The sequence below is a fragment of the Clostridium yunnanense genome, from assembly GCF_016595795.1.
Lineage (GTDB): Bacteria > Bacillota > Clostridia > Clostridiales > Clostridiaceae > Clostridium_AR > Clostridium_AR yunnanense.
This window is the reverse complement of record NZ_JAENHN010000023.1, coordinates 198,197-218,746: the sequence shown is the minus strand read 5'-3', so window position 1 is coordinate 218,746 and position 20,550 is coordinate 198,197. Positions and strand designations below refer to the sequence as shown.

Genomic DNA, 20,550 nt, shown 5'->3' with positions numbered 1-20,550 from the left:
TGCTGGTTTAGTTTAAGTCTATATTTAGACTTTGTTTATCTTCTCTGTTTAATTTTCAAAGACCAAGTTGTTTTGCTGTTTTTCTGACAGCTTTTATATCTTACCACCGTAAGATTTCTTTGTCAATACTTTTTTTGAATCTTTTTAATTTGCTTAAAAATCTTTATTCAAAAGTTTGTGTTCATCACTACAACCTTGTCGCAGCGACGATTTTTATAATAACATGTGTCTTATCTTGTTCAAATCTCAATTTAAGGCAAATATACGCATTAGGTTTAACTTCCTATATAATTCTCAAAATTATTAGGTATTGGTTATATTGATACACCAGGAACTGTTTCTAGACATATATACCAAATCTAGCTAATCTACTGAATAAATTATATAGATTTGCTTAATAATTTATATAGATAAGTATCCCATTTTCATAATCTTAAAACATAGCAGCAATCATTTTGACCATTAATTACATTCTAGTTAATATGATAGACAGACTACTTCATATCTAATTTATTAAAATAAATATTTGTAGATTCATCAGAATACTTATTTGAAGTCTAATGAGTAAAATAGTTCATTTATACATAGCTCTCAGATTGAAATGACAACCCTTTATAGGTTCCATTACGAAAACTTAATTTATACTTGTTTAAAAATCGCGGCTTCTGGGGGTTTTTAGACATGTATAAATTAATAGTTGAAGTTGGAACCCTGTAACTACTTATCAAATTCTTAAGATTTTCTTAAACATTGTTTAGTACCTTGCATTATATAATACCGTTTCATATACTATAGATATCAGTGAAGTAATAATTAGTAAATTAACTTCTCAACAAATATAAAAGCTTTAATCAATACATTAAATAAAAAACTTGTTTTTAAGATATTTAAAATTAATAAAGAGGTGATTTAGTGAATATACAGTTAAAGAAAGGTGTTTTAGAACTATGCGTACTTTCTGTATTGGCCAGGAAAGATTGTTATGGGTATGAATTAGTAAACGAAATATCAAAAAACATTCAAATATCAGATGGAACTATATATCCAATCTTAAGAAGACTTACAGAAGAAGGTTACTTTACAACTTATCTACAAGAATCTCAAGAAGGTCCTCCAAGGAAGTATTATAGACTAACAGACCTTGGATACAAAACAAAGTTAGAATTAGAAACAGAATGGTTTAACTTCTCAAAAAATGTGAATATGATTATTAAGGGGGACAATCCTAATGAACAAATATCAATTTCTTAATATACTTTCAAACGGATTACTTGATTTCCCTGAAAAGGAACGCAAGGACATACTTTACGACTATGAAGAACATTTTGACGTAGGCTTAGCGCAAGGGAAAACTGAAGAACAAATAATAAACGAATTAGGAGATCCTCATACCATTGTAAACCAGTATAAGAGTGGTGCAAACCGAAACTTCTATAATGATGTTCAAAGCAATCAGACTTATAATAGTAGCAATGTCAATTCTAATAACAAAACCTTAGCCATTATATTGTTAGTATTATTGTTACTTTTCAGTCCAGGAATATTAGGACTAATAATAGGCGTATTTGGAGGAATAATTGGTTTAGTTGCTGGAGCTTTTGGCATAGCTGTAGCAGGTCTTGCTGTTGCACTAGGAGCTACCTTTGGTTCAGTTTTCGGTATATTTACAATTCCTTCAGGTATCACTGCTTTGCCGGCAACCGCTTCTCTATTAATCGGTATAGGAACTTTAGCTCTAGGCATATTGTGCACTATAGGATGCTTCTACCTAATGAAAGCATTTGTAATGCTCGTAATTAAATTTGTAAAATGGATAATATCTGTTTTCAGATAGGGATGGTGAAAATATGAAAAATACATTTATGAAGAGATTTTGTATAATATTAGCAGCTATAATGTTAATATGCTACGGTTCTGCAGCTATAATATTGAAGTTATCTAATTTTAGTTTTTCACAATTAATTAATAATGACAATAATTTTTCTTTTAATATAAACAAAGATTTAAACTTCAATACTGGTTTCAATAAATATAATTATGATCTTAATGATGAAATCAATGAAAGTTTAGATGACGTAGATAACATTCAATTATCCTTTGTAAGCGGCGACATAATATTTCATGAAAATAATGAAAATAAAATAAAAGTTACTTTATCAGGTAGTTTACGAAGCAGTTCTGAATTAACTGCACCTAAACTTCAATACTCCAAGAATGGGTCTACTCTAAAAGTTTCTATTCAGAAAAACGCATTTTTTGGAAGCTATTCATTAAATTCAAAGGTAGACATATATCTTCCTAAAGATTACTCAAAAAATCTTTCTGTTTCATCAGTATCTGCAGATATGCTTCTATCCGATAAAAAATTTATTAACCTAGAAACAGTAACTACATCAGGAGATATTAAAATATCTAATATTAAAGTGGATTCTCTTAATATAAAAACAGTTTCTGGTGATCTATCAGCCTCTAATATAACAAGCAATAAGTTTGTAGCAGACACTGTTTCAGGCAAAATAGATTTTGATCATTTTGAGGGAGTGACTAAAGCTTCAAGTATATCAGGTGATATATCTATAAAATATGCTAATTTGATAGGTGACATAGATGTCCATTCAACCTCTGGCGATATCAGATTAGGTTTACCAGATAACTGCTCGTTCAACCTTGATTCATCCTCTACTTCAGGTGACATAAGTAGCAGGTTTTCTCTAAGCAACACCTCTTCTGGTAAGAGGAGCTTAAGCGGTTCTTACGGCACCGGAACTAACAAGATATCTATTCATACAACCTCTGGTGATATAAATTTAAATAAAAATTAGTATTTTTATAATTACTAAAAGATTGCATATATTTATGCAGTCTTTTTTTACTTTATAAAAAAGTATAAAGTTTGTATATCTTCTAAATCTAGAAATTTAAATGGTAATATAAGTTCTTAATAATATAGAGTTAGAACCAAAACTTATTCATCTACTACAATTTCTTTGCATATAAATATTTTTTAGAAGAAAAATAAAAAACATATAGATTTTTTAACAGACTCTTGTTAAAATGTACTCAAGCAATAATTATTATTCATAAATAATTTATATTCATTACACGGAGGAAAATAAAATGAAGGTTGCAGTTATAGGTTGTACTCATGCAGGTACCGCAGCAATAGTAAATACAGCAAAGAAATATCCAGATGCACAAATAACAGTGTATGAAAGAAATGATAATATATCATTCTTATCTTGTGGGATAGCATTATATGTTGGAGGAGTTGTTAAAGATCCTCAAGGATTGTTTTATAGTTCACCTCAAGCATTAGCAGAGCTTGGAGTTAAGACAAAGATGTCACACGATGTTTTAGATATTGATTTTGATGCTAAAATATTAAAGGTTAAGGACTTAAACTCAGATAAAGAATTTGAAGATTCTTTTGATAAATTAATCATTACTTCTGGTTCGTGGCCAATCGTTCCTAAAATTGATGGGATTGACTTAGATAACATACTTCTTTCAAAGAACTTCTATCATTCAAACACAATTATAGAAAAAGCAAAAGATGCTGATAGAATCGTAGTTGTTGGAGCTGGTTACATAGGTGTTGAGCTTGTTGAAGCCTTTGAAGCTAATGGGAAAAAGGTTACTTTGATAGATAGCATGGATAGAATTCTAAGCAAATATTTAGATAAGGAATTTACTGATACTGCTGAAATGGCTTTTGCTAATCGCGGAGTTAAGATTGCTTTAGGCGAAACTGTAAGTAAATTTGAAGGTGAAGATGGAAAAGTAACTAAGGTTATAACAAATAAAGGTGAATATGAAGCTGATCTTGTTATTTTATGCATAGGCTTTAGACCAAGTACTGATTTATTCAAAGGAAAATTAGATATGCTTCCAAATGGAGCAATTATAGTAGACGAATATATGCGAACAAGCAAAGAAGATGTTTTCGCTGCTGGTGACTGCTGCTCAGTAATCTATAACCCAACTGGCAAGAGAGAATATATCCCTCTAGCTACAAATGCAGTGAGAATGGGGACACTTATTGGAAGAAACTTAGTTAAACCGACAACTAAATACCTTGGAACTCAAGGAACTTCAGGTATAAAGATTTATGAGTACAATATTGCATCAACAGGTCTTACAGAAGAATCTGCAAAAGCTGCTGGCTTCAATATAAAAACAACATCAGTTACTGATAATTACAGACCTGAATTCATGCCAACCTTTGATTCAGTAACTATTAAAGTTGTTTATGATGCTGAATCAGAAGTGATATTAGGTGCTCAACTTATCTCTAAGACAGATTTAACACAATTAATGAATACAATGTCTGTTGTAATACAAAACAAGATGACTATAGATGAACTTGCATTTGTAGACTTCTTCTTCCAACCTCATTTTAACAAACCATGGAGTTTGTTAAATATAGTTGCATTAAATGCTAAATAGTAGCTATTAAAGTACAATATTTAAATTAAGTGTTCATGCATCCGATGCTTTAACGATAGTCTTAAACACAACCTAATTTCAGTAATAAAATTAATCTTGACAAAAAACAGGCATCTCATTTCTGAGATACCTGTTTTTTTATTAATTCAATCTCTTTCTTCTTATAATAACAGCACCACCGGCTATTGCTAAGATTCCAAATACTATAAGTATGTTAGAATCGATAACTGAACCAGTCTTTACTATTGTTGCAGGAGTACTTGTTGAACTTGCCCCTCCATTAGTTGATGTAGAGCCGTTAGTACCTCCTGTATTAGAGTTTGTACCTGAATTTGAATTACCGCTACCAGTATTTGTTGTAGCTTGCTTTTCAGCTAATATATATTGGCTAAAGTGAGGAGTCTTAAAGGTAACTTTGTTTCCATCTACCTTCGTACTCATCTCTTCAAATTTCTTAGTCTCTTCATTATAGTAGAATATAGCAAGTTTGCTCTTATCTAAGCCTTTCAATTCATTATCAGATAATGTTATTGTTATTGTTGCTTCTGCTTCATTACTGAATTTATGAACAGTAGTTTTGTTTCCGTTATCATCAACTATAGCTTCAAACTTAAATATTTTACTAACAGCCTTTAAGCCTTTAGTTAATGAAGCTCCGTCCTCAACTGTCGCATTTATAGTAACTTTAGAGCTATTTTTAATAAGTGTAGAATCAAATGCTGCAAATGGCAAGTTAATACTATTTGCACCAACATTTAATGTTAATGATCCTTTGCCTTCTTTCATTGCCTCTGTGTTCTCAATTACAAAGCTTGCAGTATTAGATGCATCAGTAGTAATCACATTGTTACCATCTTTATCTAGAGGTTTTCTTACTGAAACATTTATTGATCCATTGTCATTTTTATCAATCTTAACTGATTTTTTCACTGCAAATTTGATTTCTAAATTTGCTTTATTGCCTATTTTATCTACTGCAGTTCCAGCTATAATATGATCACCTTCAACATCAATAGCAGTTTTTCCATCATAAGCTTTTCCATCCAATAATAGATTAACTGTCGCGTCTTTATCATCCACTGTTATTTTTGGATTAACAGTATCTAGATATGTCTTTCCAGACTCTACATCTTTCACTGTAAATATTGGTGCTGTCTTATCAATTTCAAAGCTTACCTTTGCAGTTGATTGATTTCCAGCCTTATCTACTGCAGTTACCTCAAGAACATGTTTACCTTCAGCTGTAACTGTCTTAAGATCATAGTCTTTTCCATCTAATAAAGCTTTTACTGTTACTCCCTCTTCAGTATCAAGAGTTGGGGTAACATCTACATTATATAGCTTTCCATCTTCTACTCCTTTAATGCTTAGCTTTGGAGCTGTCTTGTCAATCTCAAACGCAACTGTAGCTTCAGAAACATTTCCAGCTTCATCGACAGCCTTAACCTTAAGAACATGTTTTCCTTCAGCTTCAATTGGTTCTCCATTATATTGTTTATCATCTAAAAGAACTGTTAGATTAACTTTCTTATCTGAAGTTACTTTTGGTGTTACTGCTTTATTATACACCCCACCATCAGTCACTCCTGATAAAGTTACATTCGGAGCTACTTTATCAATCTTTATTGATATCTTGTTTTCAGTTACATTACCTAAAGTATCTGTTGCTTTAAGTGATATGATATCACCATCTTTTACTGAAAGATCCTTAGCGAACTCTTTCTTATTAACTTCTGGACCTGTTTTGCCATCAACATTAACATTTAGAACAGGCTCTCCATTAATTTCGAATTTATATCCCCAACCATTATCTTCAACACTACCTTTTAAAGTTATTTTATCTTGATTAGTGACTATTAATCCGTCGCCATTTACTGCTGGAGTTTGAAGATTTATTATTGGAGCTACCGAATCACAGTTTATCTTAGTAGAGTAATTCATTATTGCCTTTCCACTTGCATCTTCTGCATATAGTGGAATAACATTAACACCTTCATTTAATTTAAGCTCTACCGCGAAAGTTCCATCCTCTGCTATTTTCACATCTTTACCTGCTATTTTAAAACTCTTAAGCTCTGTATTAACTTGACCACTTAATGTGTATGTGTTTAAGTTAGTATCAAAACCTTTAGTAAATCTATTATCGTAGAATGTCACTGGACCTGCATCACCAACCGTAACCTTAAACTCATTCATTCCGACATTGTAAACAAAGTCCTGAATACCAACAAAAACATCGTTCACATTATTAGTATTAAGAGAAATATCAAAATCATATTTACCATCTTTAACTTGAAGATTTTCTGCAGCAGTTTTTTCTCCATTTACGACAAGAATTGGAGCTTCAGAAGATAGTAACATATCCTGAACATTTAAAGTTATATGATATGGAACCTTTCCTGCCTTTGCTTCTCCATTTTGCTTTGCTGAAGCAAGGGTTATAACCGGTGCAGTAGTATCAACTTTTATTGGTACCTTATAGTCCTGTGGCTTAGCTCCATCAAAGTCAACCACTGCTTTTATATTTAAATAGTATTGTCCATCTGTAACTGCTTTTCTTTCACCAGTTGTAGCATCATAAAGCTTTCCATCCCAAGACAATTGATCGTATATCTCTCCCATTTGTCCAACAGGTTGGTTTTTAGCATCTGTTTCACTAAATACTTTCCTAGTTATATTCTTCTGATTTGCAAGTTTACCTATGGTACTACCATTAGCATCCTCCAAATCTACATCTACGTTTTTAGCATTTCTTAAGAAATATAAATATGGTATAAAATTATCAAAATTCATATCATCATTAGGAGATATTGCGATGAAGTCCTTATCCATTATAGGATTTTTATCCTCATCTATTCCTACTTGTCCTAAGATGCCATATTCAGCGCCTATATTAGTAAGTGGATATGATTGCTCTGATGGAAGTTGAGTAGCCTTATTGTCATAGATCATATTTTCTATAATCTTCTCCGCACCCCAATCACCGTAATATCCCATGAATGGTATAACTAGTGATGGAACCTCGGAAGAATTTAATTTTATAAAACCTTCGACAAATCTGTTAGTTGAAATTGCTTTAGGTATAGAGAGCTTTGCTTTAACCACAGCAGTTCCATTTGCTGGCACATTTACTGAACTCTTATCAAAGGTTACTGTTGCACCATCTACCTTTACGTCATATGACATAGTTGTAGTAGCATTTCCTTGTTCAGTTAAAACTCCACCATAGTTCTCTAAATCATACGTAGTCGCCTTATCTCCATAATTCTTAAGTGTCAAATCAAATTCAACTTGATTTCCTATCTGCTTTAAAGCTACGTAAGAATTACCGTCATTAGTAACTGTAACTTTATTGTTTATAGCTTTTTCTGTTTGGATCATACCAGCACCTTGTCTTCTTGGTGAATACGGTATTGTAGGATGCTGTTTGTCCATTTCAATAACAGCTGTATTTACTGCAGTATTTTTAGCTAGATCAACTAAATCTCTGCCTTTTAAATTAGGATTAGCTTTTTTAAGAGCTTCAACAATTAGAGCTTCGCTACCAGCCACGTGAGGTGAAGCCATTGAAGTACCACTCATAACTTCATAATCATTATTATTTACTGTTGAAAATATATTTCCACCTGGCCCAGAAATCTGAGGCTTAAAATCTAAATTCGGTGTAGGTCCCCAGGATGTAAAGTCAGAGAAATCTCCCGAATTTGTATTTGAAGTTACTATTCTTTCATTGCCAAACTTAACTTTACCACCACTTTTAGCTAGAGCTGCAAGCTTATTACCATCTGTATTCGTCACAAACACACCTGGAATAGTTATCGAGTTATCAGTTTGCATATTTATATAAGCATCTCCACCAGCTTCATGGTTATAAACTATAACTGCTGCTGCACCTTTATCCTGTGCATTCTTCTTTTTTGTTACAAAGTCTAAGCTTCCTCTTTTTATAAGAGCAACTTTTCCTTTAACATCTTGTTTAAAGTCACTTACTTGGCCAATACCACAATCAACTATCTCAAATTCTTTAGCTGAATCTAAAACTTTACTTGGAGCTACTTCAGAAGTCGTATAGCCAGACTTAGCACGACTTCCATCAAGCAGACTTATAGCTGAAAGTGTTACTGTTGTATTTTCATAGCTAGCAACCTGAAGTGCATCTTTTGCAAGTCCAGGAGAACCTACGAGACCAGTATCAGTCATCTCCGGCAACTTATATGGAGCTGTTGAATACTCTGAGTTACCTGCAGATACTACAACTACAGTTCCAGCATCAACTGCCCTTTTTATTGCAACTTGTTCTGGATCATCATCTTCTTGGAAGCTTGCAGTTGACCCTAAACTCATATTTATCACATCAGCACCTTGATTTACTGATTCTTCTATTGCTGCTACTATATCATCTGAAAAAGCGCCTTTTATTTCTGGATTATTAGAAAAAACCTTCATGGCCAAAAGCTGTGCTTCTGGAGCAACGCCTTTCACACCATTGTTAGCTTCTATATCTTCTTCACTTCCATTAGCTCCTACTATTCCAGCAACATGCATTCCATGCATACTTGAAGTAGTGTCTCTAACTTCGTCATTTTTATCTGCAAAATTATATCCATACGGAACCTTATCAGTATAGAACTTACCCAAACCTGGTTTTATATTATTATTTGTAAGTTTCTCCTTACTTGTATCTGTAAGCTTCATATCTTTATGATTATAATCTATACCAGTATCAATAATTGATACTACCATACCTTCACCTTTTAACCCCAAGTCTTTCCAAACCTTAGTCGCTTCAGTTAACTCTTTGGCTGAATTCATATCAGGGTAATAAACATTTACTACCTTAACATCCTTAACACCTTTTAGTTTCTTAATGGCGTCAATATCTTTAACCTTGGCGTCGATACTAAATCCATTTACAACAGTGCCAAAGGTATTCCTTATTTTATTTCCTGTTATTGATTTAACTTTTTCTTGAAGATTCTTTTGGTCATCTTTAACGGATTGTATGTCTGATTTAACTGCAGCTTTTAGCCCTTTTTTCTGAGCTTTATCTAATGCAGCTTCACCGTAAAGTTCAACTACAACCCTTACTGATTCATCTTGTTTCTTACCCTTTAACTTGTCCACTCTCTGTTCGAGCCTATTTTTTAATTCTTCTGCTACAATAGCTTTAGGATCTTTTGAAGCAATGTTTTTGTTTTCAACAGCTTTAGCTTCTTTAATAAATCCATTTGGAATTACCAAGGCTAGTGTAACAATCATACTTATAGTTTTTGATAAAAACTTTCTGTTTTTCACTAAATTACCCCCTTTTATAAACAAAATTACATTTATTGTATATTACAACATTCTATTCCACGAATCTCAAATTATCAATACTTATTTTATTTACTGCTTATTTTTGTATTTTTATTAAAAATATAGCCATTTTTAAACGAATTTTACAATTTTTATATATATATTAAATAATATACATATTCAGCCTTATAAAAAAGCAAAATAAAATATCCTATAGAGTAGTGGGAACATTTACTCCATAGGATAAACCTTTATTCTAGTTTTAGAATCTACTATTTAATTTTATATCTTATTCTTTATTTTTAATATTATATAAAAGAATACATTTATACCTAGAATTCATTAACTTCTTCTAAATCAGGAAGTGCAGCAATCGCTCCCATTTTAGTACATACTATTGCCCCAACTTTATTAGCAAAGGCTATTATAGCTTTCATTGACTCCATATCTCTTACATTTACCTTAGGTGATTCACTTTTGGCTAATTCGTATAGGACTGCACCAACGAAAGCATCTCCTGCACCTGTAGAATCTATAGATGTAATACTTATACTTTCTACCACTTCAATAGCTTTTCCATCAGTTATCATAGTTCCCTCTTTGCCAAGAGTTACTGCAACTATGCTTTTTCCTATTTCAGCAATATATTTTGCTGCAGCTTCAATGCTTTCTTTTCCTGATATTAAGAGAGCTTCCTCATCACTAACCTTAACAAAATCACAATGCTTTAAGCATAATTTAGATACTTCTATAAACTCTTCTTTTCTTCCTTTCCAAAGATCTTCTCTATAGTTTGGATCGAAAGATATGAAGATTCCGGCATCTCTTGCTTTGTTTATTAAATCAAAATATGTTTTTCTTAAATTACCTCCAAGAAGCGCAGTGGCAGATCCAAAATGAATTATCTTACTTTTCTTTACCTCTTCTATCTCTGCTTCTGATAATTCATAACTTTCGTCTGCACCTCTGTTGAATATAAAATCTCTTTCTCCATTATCTTTTAAGGATACAAATGCTAGAGTAGTATTTTGTTTCTCCATAAGCTTCATGTAAGTTGTATCTACTCCTACATCTTCTAGGGTATTCTTTAAAAACAAACCAAAAGCATCTGCTCCTACACTGCCTCCAAATGAAGCATCACCACCTAACTTAGATATTGCTGCTGTAACATTGGCTGGGGCTCCTCCTGCTTTCTTTATAAAGTTACTTCCTTCCACTAAACTACTGTTAACATCTGCACATATAAAGTCTATTAGCAACTCTCCAATACAAAAAACCTTATTCATAAATTCTCTCTCCTCCATCATTATCACTATAAATTCTTATATTTTTATATTCTCAAATTCTTATATTCTCAAATTCTTATATTCTTAAATTTAAAAATTCCTATATTGTTAAACTTTTGTATTGTTATATCTAAAAAGTTCTTTTATTTTTGTCTATGTTCACGAACATTGCTGAATTGAATAACGCTGTTCAAATTAAGTGGCTGCGCAGAAGACAAAATGTAAGTTAGATATTAAAATTAAGTTGTTTTCCTAAGCGCTTAACCATATAATTCCACTTTTATATAATTTAATTGTATTTTGTGTAGACTTTCCTCACATTATAAATATTAAATATTAGTAAATGTAACACTGAAAGGGTTTTAATTTCTGTTGTACAAGCCTATACTGAAATTAGGTAACTTATTTAATGACACTGAATTTTAATTTAGACAGTAGTAAAAGCTGTAATCAATAATAAAATTAGCTTTTAATTACATAAGTCTTTTATAAAACTCTGCTATCATTATAAACTAAGTCGCAAATATATTTTACCATATACCGTTTCATAAGGTAACGAGGAGGTTTAATTAATGAAATCTAATCCTATTATAATAATATCTTTAGATGGTCTTGGAAGAAAGGATTTCGAGTTCTTGAAGACTCTTCCTAGCTTTAGCAAATTACTTAGTACTAGTTCTTATTCCTATAAGGTTAATAGTATATATCCATCACTAACTTATCCAGCGCATGTGTCAATTGTAACCGGTAAAAAACCTGCTAATCATGGTGTAATTAACAATATCTTATTGCAACCAGGAGTGGACTCCCCTGATTGGTTTTGGTTTAAGTCTCAGGTTAACTGTGACACAATTTATGATCTAGCTAAAAAGGAAGGCTATACTACTGGGGCAATTTTATGGCCTGTAACAGGTAAAGCTGCAATAGATTATAATATGCCTGAAATCTTTGCAAATCGTTGGTGGTTAACGCAGCCTATGATATCTTTATACAGTGGAACACCATCTTATCAGCTTTTGATGAATTTTAAATATGGTTATCTCAGAGAAGGAAAGAAACAGCCTCATCTCGATAATTTCTCTACGGAGTGTGCACTTTATCTATTACAAAAGGAAAAAGTTGATTTTCTAATGGTTCATCTTACTGATGTTGATACTAATAAGCATCATCATGGTACAGAAAATGATGAGGTAACTAATGCTTTAAGAAGACATGATGTGAGACTTGGAAAAATTATAGAAGTCTTAAATACTCATGATTGTTATAAACAATCTACTATAGTTGTTTTAGGCGACCACTCTCTTATGGATACAAATAAAGTTATAAAGTTAAACACTTTATTTTTACAAGAGGGTTATATACCTAAAGATGAAAAAGGAAAACTTCAAGAGCCTAAGGTTTACCTAAATAATTGCGATGGTTCAGCCTATATCTATATTAAAGATAATGATATAGAATTGAAAGATAAAGTAATCAAATTACTAAAGGACTTTTCAAGTAACAATGATAATTGCTTAGAAGAAATTCTAAGTGGAGATGATTTGAAAAACTTAGGAATAGACAACAATTGTGCACTTATGCTAGAAGCTAAAGCAGGCTATTATTTTTCAAATGATTTAAATGGTGAAACTATAGAAGAAGTGGGAGAAAAGTACGATAAAGCAACCCACGGCTACTCGCCTTATAAAGAGGATTATCAAACTTTCTTTTTAATAAGTGGAGAAAATATCAAAAAGGACTTTGATATCGGAGAAATGAGCTTACTTGATGAAGCTCCAACTATATCAAAGATTATAGGCACCGAGCTTCCTTCTCCTGACGGAAGAGTTCTTAGTAGCATTTTTAACACTAAGAAATAATTAATTATACGCTGTGAAAACACCGTGCCGAAATTAAATGGTTATTCATCCAATGCTTCAACAATATTCTTAAACACAACAAAGTTAAAAAGCACCACTGCAAAGCCTCCTGCTAAGTAGTGATGCCTTTTTTTATTGTCTAGTAAATATTATATGTTTTCCGCCTTCAATTGATACTAATTTACAGCTTACTCCATAAACTTCTTCTATATTTTTAACATTTATAACATCTTCTGTCTTTCCATAAGCAAATATTTTTCCGTCTTTCATTATCACTGCATTATCAGTGTAGGTCAAAGCCAAGTTTATATCATGAAGTACAGCAATTATGGTCTTTCCTGAAGCGCTTAGCTTGTTTAGAATATGAATAATTTCTAACTGATGCTTTATATCTAAATTAGATAGTGGCTCATCCAGTATTATGCACCTACTATCCTGTGCTATGGCTCTAGCAAGCAATACTCTTTGTCTTTCGCCTCCACTAACTTCTGTAATTAGCTTATCTTTTAAATCAAGGATTTCAGTTGCTTTCATTGCTTCTTCAACTTTTTTTATGTCTTCGTTTGTCTCAGTTCCAAGAAACCTTATCTTATTATTCCTTCCCATCATAACTACATCATAACAAGAAAACTCCATTTCAAGCACTGTGTCCTGAGGCACATAACTTATTATATCTGCAAACTCTTTAGCCCTTATCTTATCGACACCTTTATTTTCAATAAGAACTTTCCCTTTAGAGGGACTTAGATATTTTATAATGTTTTTTATCAAGGTTGTTTTACCACTTCCATTTGGTCCCACAATTGAATAAAACTTTCCCGCTTCAAAGGTTAAATCTATATCCTTCAATATAGTTACTTTATTTAGATTATATTGTAATTGTATAATATCTATTATAGACATATTCATGCTCTCTTTCTTTTCCAAAGAAGATATATAAAAAATGGAGCTCCAAAGAGACTTGTTATTGCTCCAACAGGTAATTCTGTAGGAGATAATAATATTCTAGCCAAAGTATCACAGCCAAGTGAAAATATAGCTCCTAATACAAAGGAAAATGGAAACAGTTCTCTATGATTTGCTCCTACAATAAGCCTTGCAATATGAGGTATTATGAGTCCTATAAAACCTATAATCCCACTTACTGAGACTACCACAGCAATCATAATTGAACTTACCAATATAATCAGCTTTTTAAGCTTATCTACTTCCACTCCCAAAGAATATGCACCTTCATCTCCAGAAGCTAATATATTAAATTGTCTATAAAGTAGCTGAAAACTAATTGATATAATTATAACTACTGGTGCAACAATCAATATTTGACTGTAGGATGCTTCATTAAAACTTCCCATAGTCCAATATATTATTCTTTCCATAGCTTCTCTATGTAAAATCATTGAAAGCGATATAACTGATGAAAACAAGAAGTTTATAGCAACACCTGCCAGTAATAGTGTTGTGGTAGGAAGCTTTTTACCGACCTTTGCTATGTTATAAACTAGAATTAGCGAAATAAAAGCTCCTAAAAATGCAAGTATTGTAGTAAAAAACACACCATAGTTCTCCAACTTAAAAACAATAGAAATGGTAGCACCTACCGCCGCCCCAGAAGATACTCCAAGAACGTAAGGATCTGCCATTGGGTTTTTAAATATCCCCTGAAAGGCAGCTCCACTTACTCCAAGTCCCGCCCCAACTAAGGCTGCCAATATTATTCTTGGTAACCTTATGTTAAATATTATCTTCTCATATATTGAATCTATATTCACGCCAATTATTTTAAGCCATATTAATCTAACAGCCTCACTAGATTTTAACGATGCTGAACCTACCGTGATGGAAGCTACTACTAAAACTATCAGTAAAATAAAAAGTACTGCTAGTAGTCTTTTTTTCTTCATTTAGCTACCTCTTAAAAAGCTTCTGGATGTAATATTTTCGCAAGCGCCTCTAGGCCGTCTGCTTGCCTTGGTCCTTGTCTAACTAGCATATTGTCATCTATTTCAAAAATTTTGTTAGCTTTAACTGCAGGAAGATCTTTGTATCTATCTGCTTGTATAAATCTTTTTTTAGCATCATATTTGTCAGATAATATTATGACATCAGGATTATTCTCAACTATTTTTTCAAAGTTGTAATTCCATCCCTTAACATCCTTAGCTATATTATCTCCACCTGCTTTTTCTATAAGCTCACCAACAAAAGTGTCTCCGCCTGCTGTGAAATCTTGTTTGCCAAAGTCAACAACATAATATAATTTGATTTTCTTAGAAGCTTTTATCTTTTCTTCAACCTCTGAAACCTTTTTCTTCATTCCATCTACTATCTTTTGTCCATCATTCTTAACTCCGAGAACTTCTGCTATATCTAAAACATTCTTATATGCTCCATCAAAATTATCCTCTCCATAAAGCACTGCAACCTTAATGCCAAGATCTTCAAGCTTTTTAAGCACTTCCTTAGAAAAATGTGCTCCAGCTATTACTAAATCGGGCTTAAGTTCAGTTATTTTCTCTATATTTGGGTTTTCTAATCCCCCTACATTTTCTACCTTAGAAACTTCTGCTGGGTAATCATCGTAGTCTGATCTTCCTACTAAAATACTTTCCTTCTTTAAAGCAAATATAGTTTCTGTAGCACCTGGTGATAAAGTTACTACTCTTTGAGGCACTCTATCTAAGGATACTTCTCTATTATATGAATCAGTTATTTTTATCACTTTACCTTCTTCACTTTTTGATTCACTCTTTGTGCAAGCCATTAGAGATAAAGTAAATACTAATGCTATTATTACAATTGATAACTTCTTTATACTTTTCAATTTCTATTCCTCCTTAAATCCTATATAATATCAACTTATTTATTTAAAAATTCCAACACTGCACTATCTTTGTATACAGTGATCAAACTATAACAGCCATGATTAACATTGAATTTATAAAAACCTTCATAATTAAATCCTAAAAGCATACATAATATTACTTTTATGGTGCCCCCGTGAGCAACTATTGCAATATTGTCCTCTTCCTTTGATGCATTTATAATTTTCTTAATTCCTTCGCATACCCTATTATAAAAATCCTTAAAGCTTTCTCCTTCGGGAAATTCAAAAGTCCTAAAATCATCTATAAAGCTTTGGAACTGCTCACTATAATTTTTGCTTATATATTTATAATCTTTACCCTCCCAAACTCCAAAGTTTATCTCATTTAAACTTGAGACTTCTTCAAAGCAAATTGTACTACTTGAAAAATCAAAAATTGCCTCAGCTGTTTTTTTCGCTCTTTTTAGTGCAGAATAGTAGACCTTATTTACATTTATATTTTCTAACTTACTCTTTACCTTTAGATTTTGTAGATTTCCTTCTTCACTTAATGGATAATCCATAATGCCTTGATATAAGCCTTTATAATTACCTTCTGTCTCTCCATGTCTTATTAAGATAAGCTTCATAATATCTCCTCTTAAAGATGAATAACTCTAAAATATGGTGCTCTTAATGCACTGTGTTGAAATTAAGCAGTTATACATCCGATGCCTTAATGAGCTTACGCAGAGAATTAATATGATTTTTTCATATTCCATGGCTAAAACTGTAAACTCACTACGTTCGAACAGTACAGTTTTTTACGCCACTCCATCTGACAAAATCATTTAATTCTAACAGCTCGCTCATATAGCATATCCTTTATAACCACTTAATTTCAATAATACTACAGTTGAATTAAACTTTTTAATAAACAGAAAACTATCAATACAAGTACTTCATTTAACTCAACACTTGCTCCTAATATGTCTCCTGTTATACCATCTAGCCTTTTTTCTATATAAGATCTAAATAACATTGTAAAAATAAACCCTACTATTATAACTATAAGCCCATAAATTCTTCCTAAACCTAAAGTTATAATTAAGCCTAAAATCAAGGCAATACTAAAGGTTAACAAAGAAATCTTACCTATAAATAGATCCCCTAAACCTTCTTTCTCCCTTGCATATCTTCTTTTGTACATCAAAAGCGTAGCTAAAGTTCTACTAAGTACTGGAGAAATCAAAAGAGCTGAGTATATGTTAACCTCTGAAAGTTCTTGGATTGCTGCAAATTTTAGAAGTATTAGTGCAACAAGGGCCAGTACTCCAAAGGTTCCAACTCTGCTATCTTTCATGATTTCAAGAATCTTATCCTTGCTTCTACCTGAAAATATTCCGTCGGCGGTATCACTTAAGCCGTCTAGATGCAGACCTCCAGTAACAATAATATGTGATATTATTGTAAATACTGCTGGCAGCATTCCATGGAATAACTTGCTTGTAATTATATATATAAGTAAATCTATCGCACCTATTATAAGTCCTACTAAAGGAAAGTATCTTACTGCATCCGAAAAATCCTCTCTTTTAACTTCTAAACTTAAGTTTATAGGTATTCTAGTCATAAACTGTATAATCAAAATAAACTTTTTCAATTCATTCACCCTTAATCCTTACAGGTATACCTGATACAACTAGGTAAACTTCATCTGCTTCTTTTGCTAATCTTTGATTTACTCGCCCTGCTATATCTCTAAATTCTCTAGACAACTTGTTTTCTGGTACTATTCCACTTCCAACCTCATTAGTTACTATAACGGTTTTGCAATCAAAGTTTCTTAAACCTTTTATTAAATTATCAATCTCAAAGATAACCTTCTGCTCAATTAAATTATAATCATCATTGCCATCATCACTTAAATTCTCTAATAATATATTAGAAATCATTATAGTTATACAATCAACAATTACACCATCATAAGTTATATTACTACCTAGTATCTTTTCAAATTCAGCTTGGAAATTTTTATAACTTTCTAAGGTATGCCAATGGCTTGGTCTTTGATCTCTGTGCTTCCTGACTCTATCTTTCATTTCCTCATCAAAAGGTATTGAAGTTGCAATATACAAAACTTCTAGTTCACTTTTAAGTAATGATTCTCCAAAAGAAGACTTTCCACTTCTTGCGCCTCCAGTTACTAAAGTAATCATATCTTTTCCTCCCAAAGCCCCTTATAATTATCTAAATCTACATTACCTTCTTCAAAGGTTGCCATTTCATTCATTATCTTTGTAGAAGCTTCTATTATATTAAAAGCCAATGGACATCCAGACCCTTCTCCGAGTCTCATGGATAAATCTAAAATTGGCTCTAATCCTAACTCAGATAAAACTAAGTTATACCCTTTTTCCATTGATATATGAGATGGAAACATAAAATCTTTAGTGACTTTATTTAACCTGTGCGCTATTAGGGCTGCAATTGCAGAAATGAATCCATCTATAACTACTGGCATCCTATACTTTGCTGCCCCTAAATATACTCCTACAAGTCCAGCGATATCAAAGCCTCCAACCTTATGTAAAACATCTAATGGATCCTTAGAATTAGGCTTATTTACTTCTAAAGCTTTTTTTATAACCTTCTTTTTCTTTTCAAAAGCTTCATCAGTAAGCCCCGCTCCTCTACCTACGGCTTTATCGATAGAGCAACCAGTTAAGGCAATTAATATTGAAGAACTAGAAGTGGTGTTTCCTATTCCCATCTCCCCTGTGCCTATAAGGTTATAACCTTCTTTTTTAAGCTTTGAAACTAAGTCAATTCCTGCCCCAATAGCTGTAAGAGCTTCTTCTCTTGTCATGGCTTCACCCTTAGCAATATTTGATGTGCCTTTCCTTATCTTACAGTTTATTAGCTTACTATGATTTATTTCTTCATTGATACCTATATCTACAACCTTTAAATCACAATTGTTATGTCTTGCTAAAACACCAACTCCCGTTACACCTTTTATGAAATTTATTGTTTGAGTTGCAGTAACTACTTGAGGAGCTGATGCTACGCCTTCTTCACATACTCCATTATCAGAACACATTATAACCACTGCTTTTTTTGTGATATGATTATATAATTCACCTGTTATTCCAGATAACTTTATAGCTATCTTTTCAAGCTTTCCAAGACTACCTATAGGCTTTACTAAGTTATCTATTCTTTCTTTAGCTTCAGTCATAGATTTTTCATAAAGAGGCTGTATATTCTTTATTAGACTTGCTTCCTGCACTTTAATACTCCCCCCAACTAAAACTATTTATCTGTGAATTTTACTTTGTGCAAATTTATCAACAAATAAAATATAATTATCCACAGATTTATCTAACATTAAAATCTTATATTTTGTCTATATTTTCTTCTAAAACAAAAAAATCTCTGAAGCGAGCTTTTTCAGTGAATTTTTTTTGCGCATCCGCCTTTTCTGAACGTATGTGAAGAATCTTACCGGCGACATAACTTTGTTTTTATACTGTTTAGCTTAAATCTCTGTTCTACCAATTAATATTGCTAGATTTAGGTATCAAAAAATTTTATACTTTCATAGACAGTAAAAAAAACCTCCCTAAGGAGGCTTTTTTATAACTATTCTTCGAATCAATATATCTATATTAAACTAAATAAATAGATAAAACTTACTCTCAGTATTAATAAAGCTATATTTAAACTTAAATATATCCGAACTTTTCAACAAAACAGCTCTATATCATCAAAAAATCCCTTTATTAATAGTAACTTCTCCACCCCGGAAAATTAACTTTTCTTACGGCAGGTTTTCTGGCTTTGAGTCATCCTACTTTTTGCTCCTTCCCAAGTATTAATATGTTCATAATCTTTAACTACAAACTACACATGCTAAAAAATATAAACATACACCTTTATCACAAGCATTGTTTGAACTTACTAGATAAACATTCTTAACTCAGTGGATAAAAACTTAAATAATATAAGTTTTAGTGCAAATTTCGTCATCATCACAGTAACGGGGGCTGCAAAGGTCTTTCACCTTTTTCCCTTTTAACTTCTATTGAACAAATGTATTTGTCCTTGAAGCACCAATAAGAACTTATTAAATTGTCAACTAAATTATAGTATTCATATTTATTATAGTCAATATTACAGCTTTTTAACTTTTCTTTTTTTAGTATATTGTTTTATTAGATATACAACTATTCTTATTATCAAATAAATTATAAATATGTATAAAAATCCCCATACACCTGCTACTATATCTGCAAACTCCATATTCCCTCTTTTAGTTATCTTTTGTTCTATTTCAATACCAAAAACTATTACAAGTAATACGGTAAAGGTATATATAAAAGATATAGCTGTAATACTATATTTTGCGAGCCATTTAAATAACATTTGAGTTCCTGCGAAAATTAAGATACCTATAATTCCTATAATTATAAAATGAAGTTGTTTGTCTGTAAAGTTATATCCAGAACCCTGTGCTTTTTGTATAAAAACATCATGTATATCATTTAATGCTCTCATTAAAGCTTTTACTATTGCTACCATCCATTACTCCCCCCTATGTTTAGTCTTATGTTATAGCTAATTCTTAAAATGTTCAAGTAGAAAATTATTGATAAATTATAAATACTTCTTAAATAATATTACTACCTAAAGACCATTTATTACAAGCAATAGTTAAAAACTTAAAACTATGTTAATATATAACATCAAAAAACCTACCTAAAGTAATACTGATTTTTTATAATAATCAGCATTACTTTAGGTAGGTTTTAAGCTTTAGTTCTACTAAATTGATGTTTTGAAATTAAGTAGTTAG

The 20,550-nt window shown here is 31.7% G+C and carries 15 protein-coding genes and 1 riboswitch; of the genes, 5 read left to right on the top strand and 10 right to left on the bottom strand.

Annotated elements, in window-relative coordinates; all coding sequences use genetic code 11:
• Positions 1-912 precede the first annotated feature (912 nt).
• From JHL18_RS07345 to JHL18_RS07330, 4 genes are all read left to right on the top strand, one after another.
• On the top strand, positions 913-1,251 hold the full coding sequence (locus tag JHL18_RS07345; RefSeq protein ID WP_200267626.1) for a helix-turn-helix transcriptional regulator: 339 nt from the start codon (positions 913-915) through the stop codon (positions 1,249-1,251).
• The gene (locus tag JHL18_RS07340; RefSeq protein ID WP_200267624.1) at positions 1,229-1,834 is read left to right on the top strand and encodes a DUF1700 domain-containing protein; all 606 of its coding nucleotides are present in this window, start codon (positions 1,229-1,231) and stop codon (positions 1,832-1,834) included. The genes JHL18_RS07345 and JHL18_RS07340 overlap by 23 nt, the downstream gene beginning before the upstream one ends.
• Positions 1,835-1,847: 13 nt before the next feature.
• The gene (locus JHL18_RS07335) at positions 1,848-2,822 is read left to right on the top strand and encodes a DUF4097 family beta strand repeat-containing protein (RefSeq protein ID WP_200267622.1); all 975 of its coding nucleotides are present in this window, start codon (positions 1,848-1,850) and stop codon (positions 2,820-2,822) included.
• 295 nt (positions 2,823-3,117) lie between these two features.
• On the top strand, positions 3,118-4,446 hold the full coding sequence (locus JHL18_RS07330; RefSeq protein ID WP_200267621.1) for an FAD-dependent oxidoreductase: 1,329 nt from the start codon (positions 3,118-3,120) through the stop codon (positions 4,444-4,446).
• A 141-nt stretch (positions 4,447-4,587) separates the two neighbouring features.
• On the opposite strand, the gene JHL18_RS07325 is transcribed toward JHL18_RS07330, so the two are convergent.
• Positions 4,588-9,741: a S8 family serine peptidase gene (locus JHL18_RS07325; protein ID WP_200267619.1), complete on the bottom strand. Its 5,154-nt coding sequence runs from the start codon at positions 9,739-9,741 to the stop codon at positions 4,588-4,590.
• A 332-nt stretch (positions 9,742-10,073) separates the two neighbouring features.
• Complete coding sequence (locus JHL18_RS07320; protein WP_200267617.1) at positions 10,074-11,027, bottom strand: carbohydrate kinase family protein; 954 nt, start codon at positions 11,025-11,027, stop codon at positions 10,074-10,076.
• A gap of 572 nt (positions 11,028-11,599) precedes the next feature.
• Between JHL18_RS07320 and JHL18_RS07315 the strand changes: the two genes are divergently transcribed.
• A complete protein-coding gene (locus JHL18_RS07315; protein WP_200267615.1) occupies positions 11,600-12,886 on the top strand; it encodes an alkaline phosphatase family protein in 1,287 nt (428 codons plus the stop codon).
• A 132-nt stretch (positions 12,887-13,018) separates the two neighbouring features.
• On the opposite strand, the gene JHL18_RS07310 is transcribed toward JHL18_RS07315, so the two are convergent.
• The 8 genes from JHL18_RS07310 to JHL18_RS07275 all read right to left on the bottom strand — a co-directional run bounded on the left by JHL18_RS07310 (position 13,019) and on the right by JHL18_RS07275 (position 20,276).
• On the bottom strand, positions 13,019-13,789 hold the full coding sequence (locus tag JHL18_RS07310; RefSeq protein WP_200267613.1) for an ABC transporter ATP-binding protein: 771 nt from the start codon (positions 13,787-13,789) through the stop codon (positions 13,019-13,021).
• A 2-nt stretch (positions 13,790-13,791) separates the two neighbouring features.
• Positions 13,792-14,790 (bottom strand): FecCD family ABC transporter permease, encoded by a 999-nt coding sequence (locus JHL18_RS07305; protein ID WP_200267611.1) that lies wholly within the window; start codon positions 14,788-14,790, stop codon positions 13,792-13,794.
• An 11-nt stretch (positions 14,791-14,801) separates the two neighbouring features.
• Positions 14,802-15,650, bottom strand: a complete 849-nt coding sequence (locus tag JHL18_RS07300) for an ABC transporter substrate-binding protein (RefSeq protein WP_420839211.1) — start codon at positions 15,648-15,650, stop codon at positions 14,802-14,804.
• A 95-nt stretch (positions 15,651-15,745) separates the two neighbouring features.
• Positions 15,746-16,342, bottom strand: a complete 597-nt coding sequence (gene cobC / locus JHL18_RS07295) for an alpha-ribazole phosphatase (protein WP_200267607.1) — start codon at positions 16,340-16,342, stop codon at positions 15,746-15,748.
• Positions 16,343-16,602: 260 nt separating this feature from the next.
• Positions 16,603-17,355 (bottom strand): adenosylcobinamide-GDP ribazoletransferase, encoded by a 753-nt coding sequence (cobS, locus tag JHL18_RS07290; protein WP_200267605.1) that lies wholly within the window; start codon positions 17,353-17,355, stop codon positions 16,603-16,605.
• Position 17,356: 1 nt separating this feature from the next.
• Entirely contained in the window at positions 17,357-17,911 is a 555-nt protein-coding gene (cobU, locus tag JHL18_RS07285) for a bifunctional adenosylcobinamide kinase/adenosylcobinamide-phosphate guanylyltransferase (protein WP_200267603.1), read from the bottom strand.
• Complete coding sequence (cobT, locus tag JHL18_RS07280) at positions 17,908-18,984, bottom strand: nicotinate-nucleotide--dimethylbenzimidazole phosphoribosyltransferase (protein ID WP_420839210.1); 1,077 nt, start codon at positions 18,982-18,984, stop codon at positions 17,908-17,910. Before cobT ends, cobU begins: the two co-directional genes overlap by 4 nt.
• Before the next feature lie 518 nt (positions 18,985-19,502).
• Positions 19,503-19,827, bottom strand: a riboswitch (cobalamin riboswitch).
• A gap of 41 nt (positions 19,828-19,868) precedes the next feature.
• A complete protein-coding gene (locus JHL18_RS07275; protein WP_200267601.1) occupies positions 19,869-20,276 on the bottom strand; it encodes a hypothetical protein in 408 nt (135 codons plus the stop codon).
• Positions 20,277-20,550 lie beyond the last annotated feature (274 nt).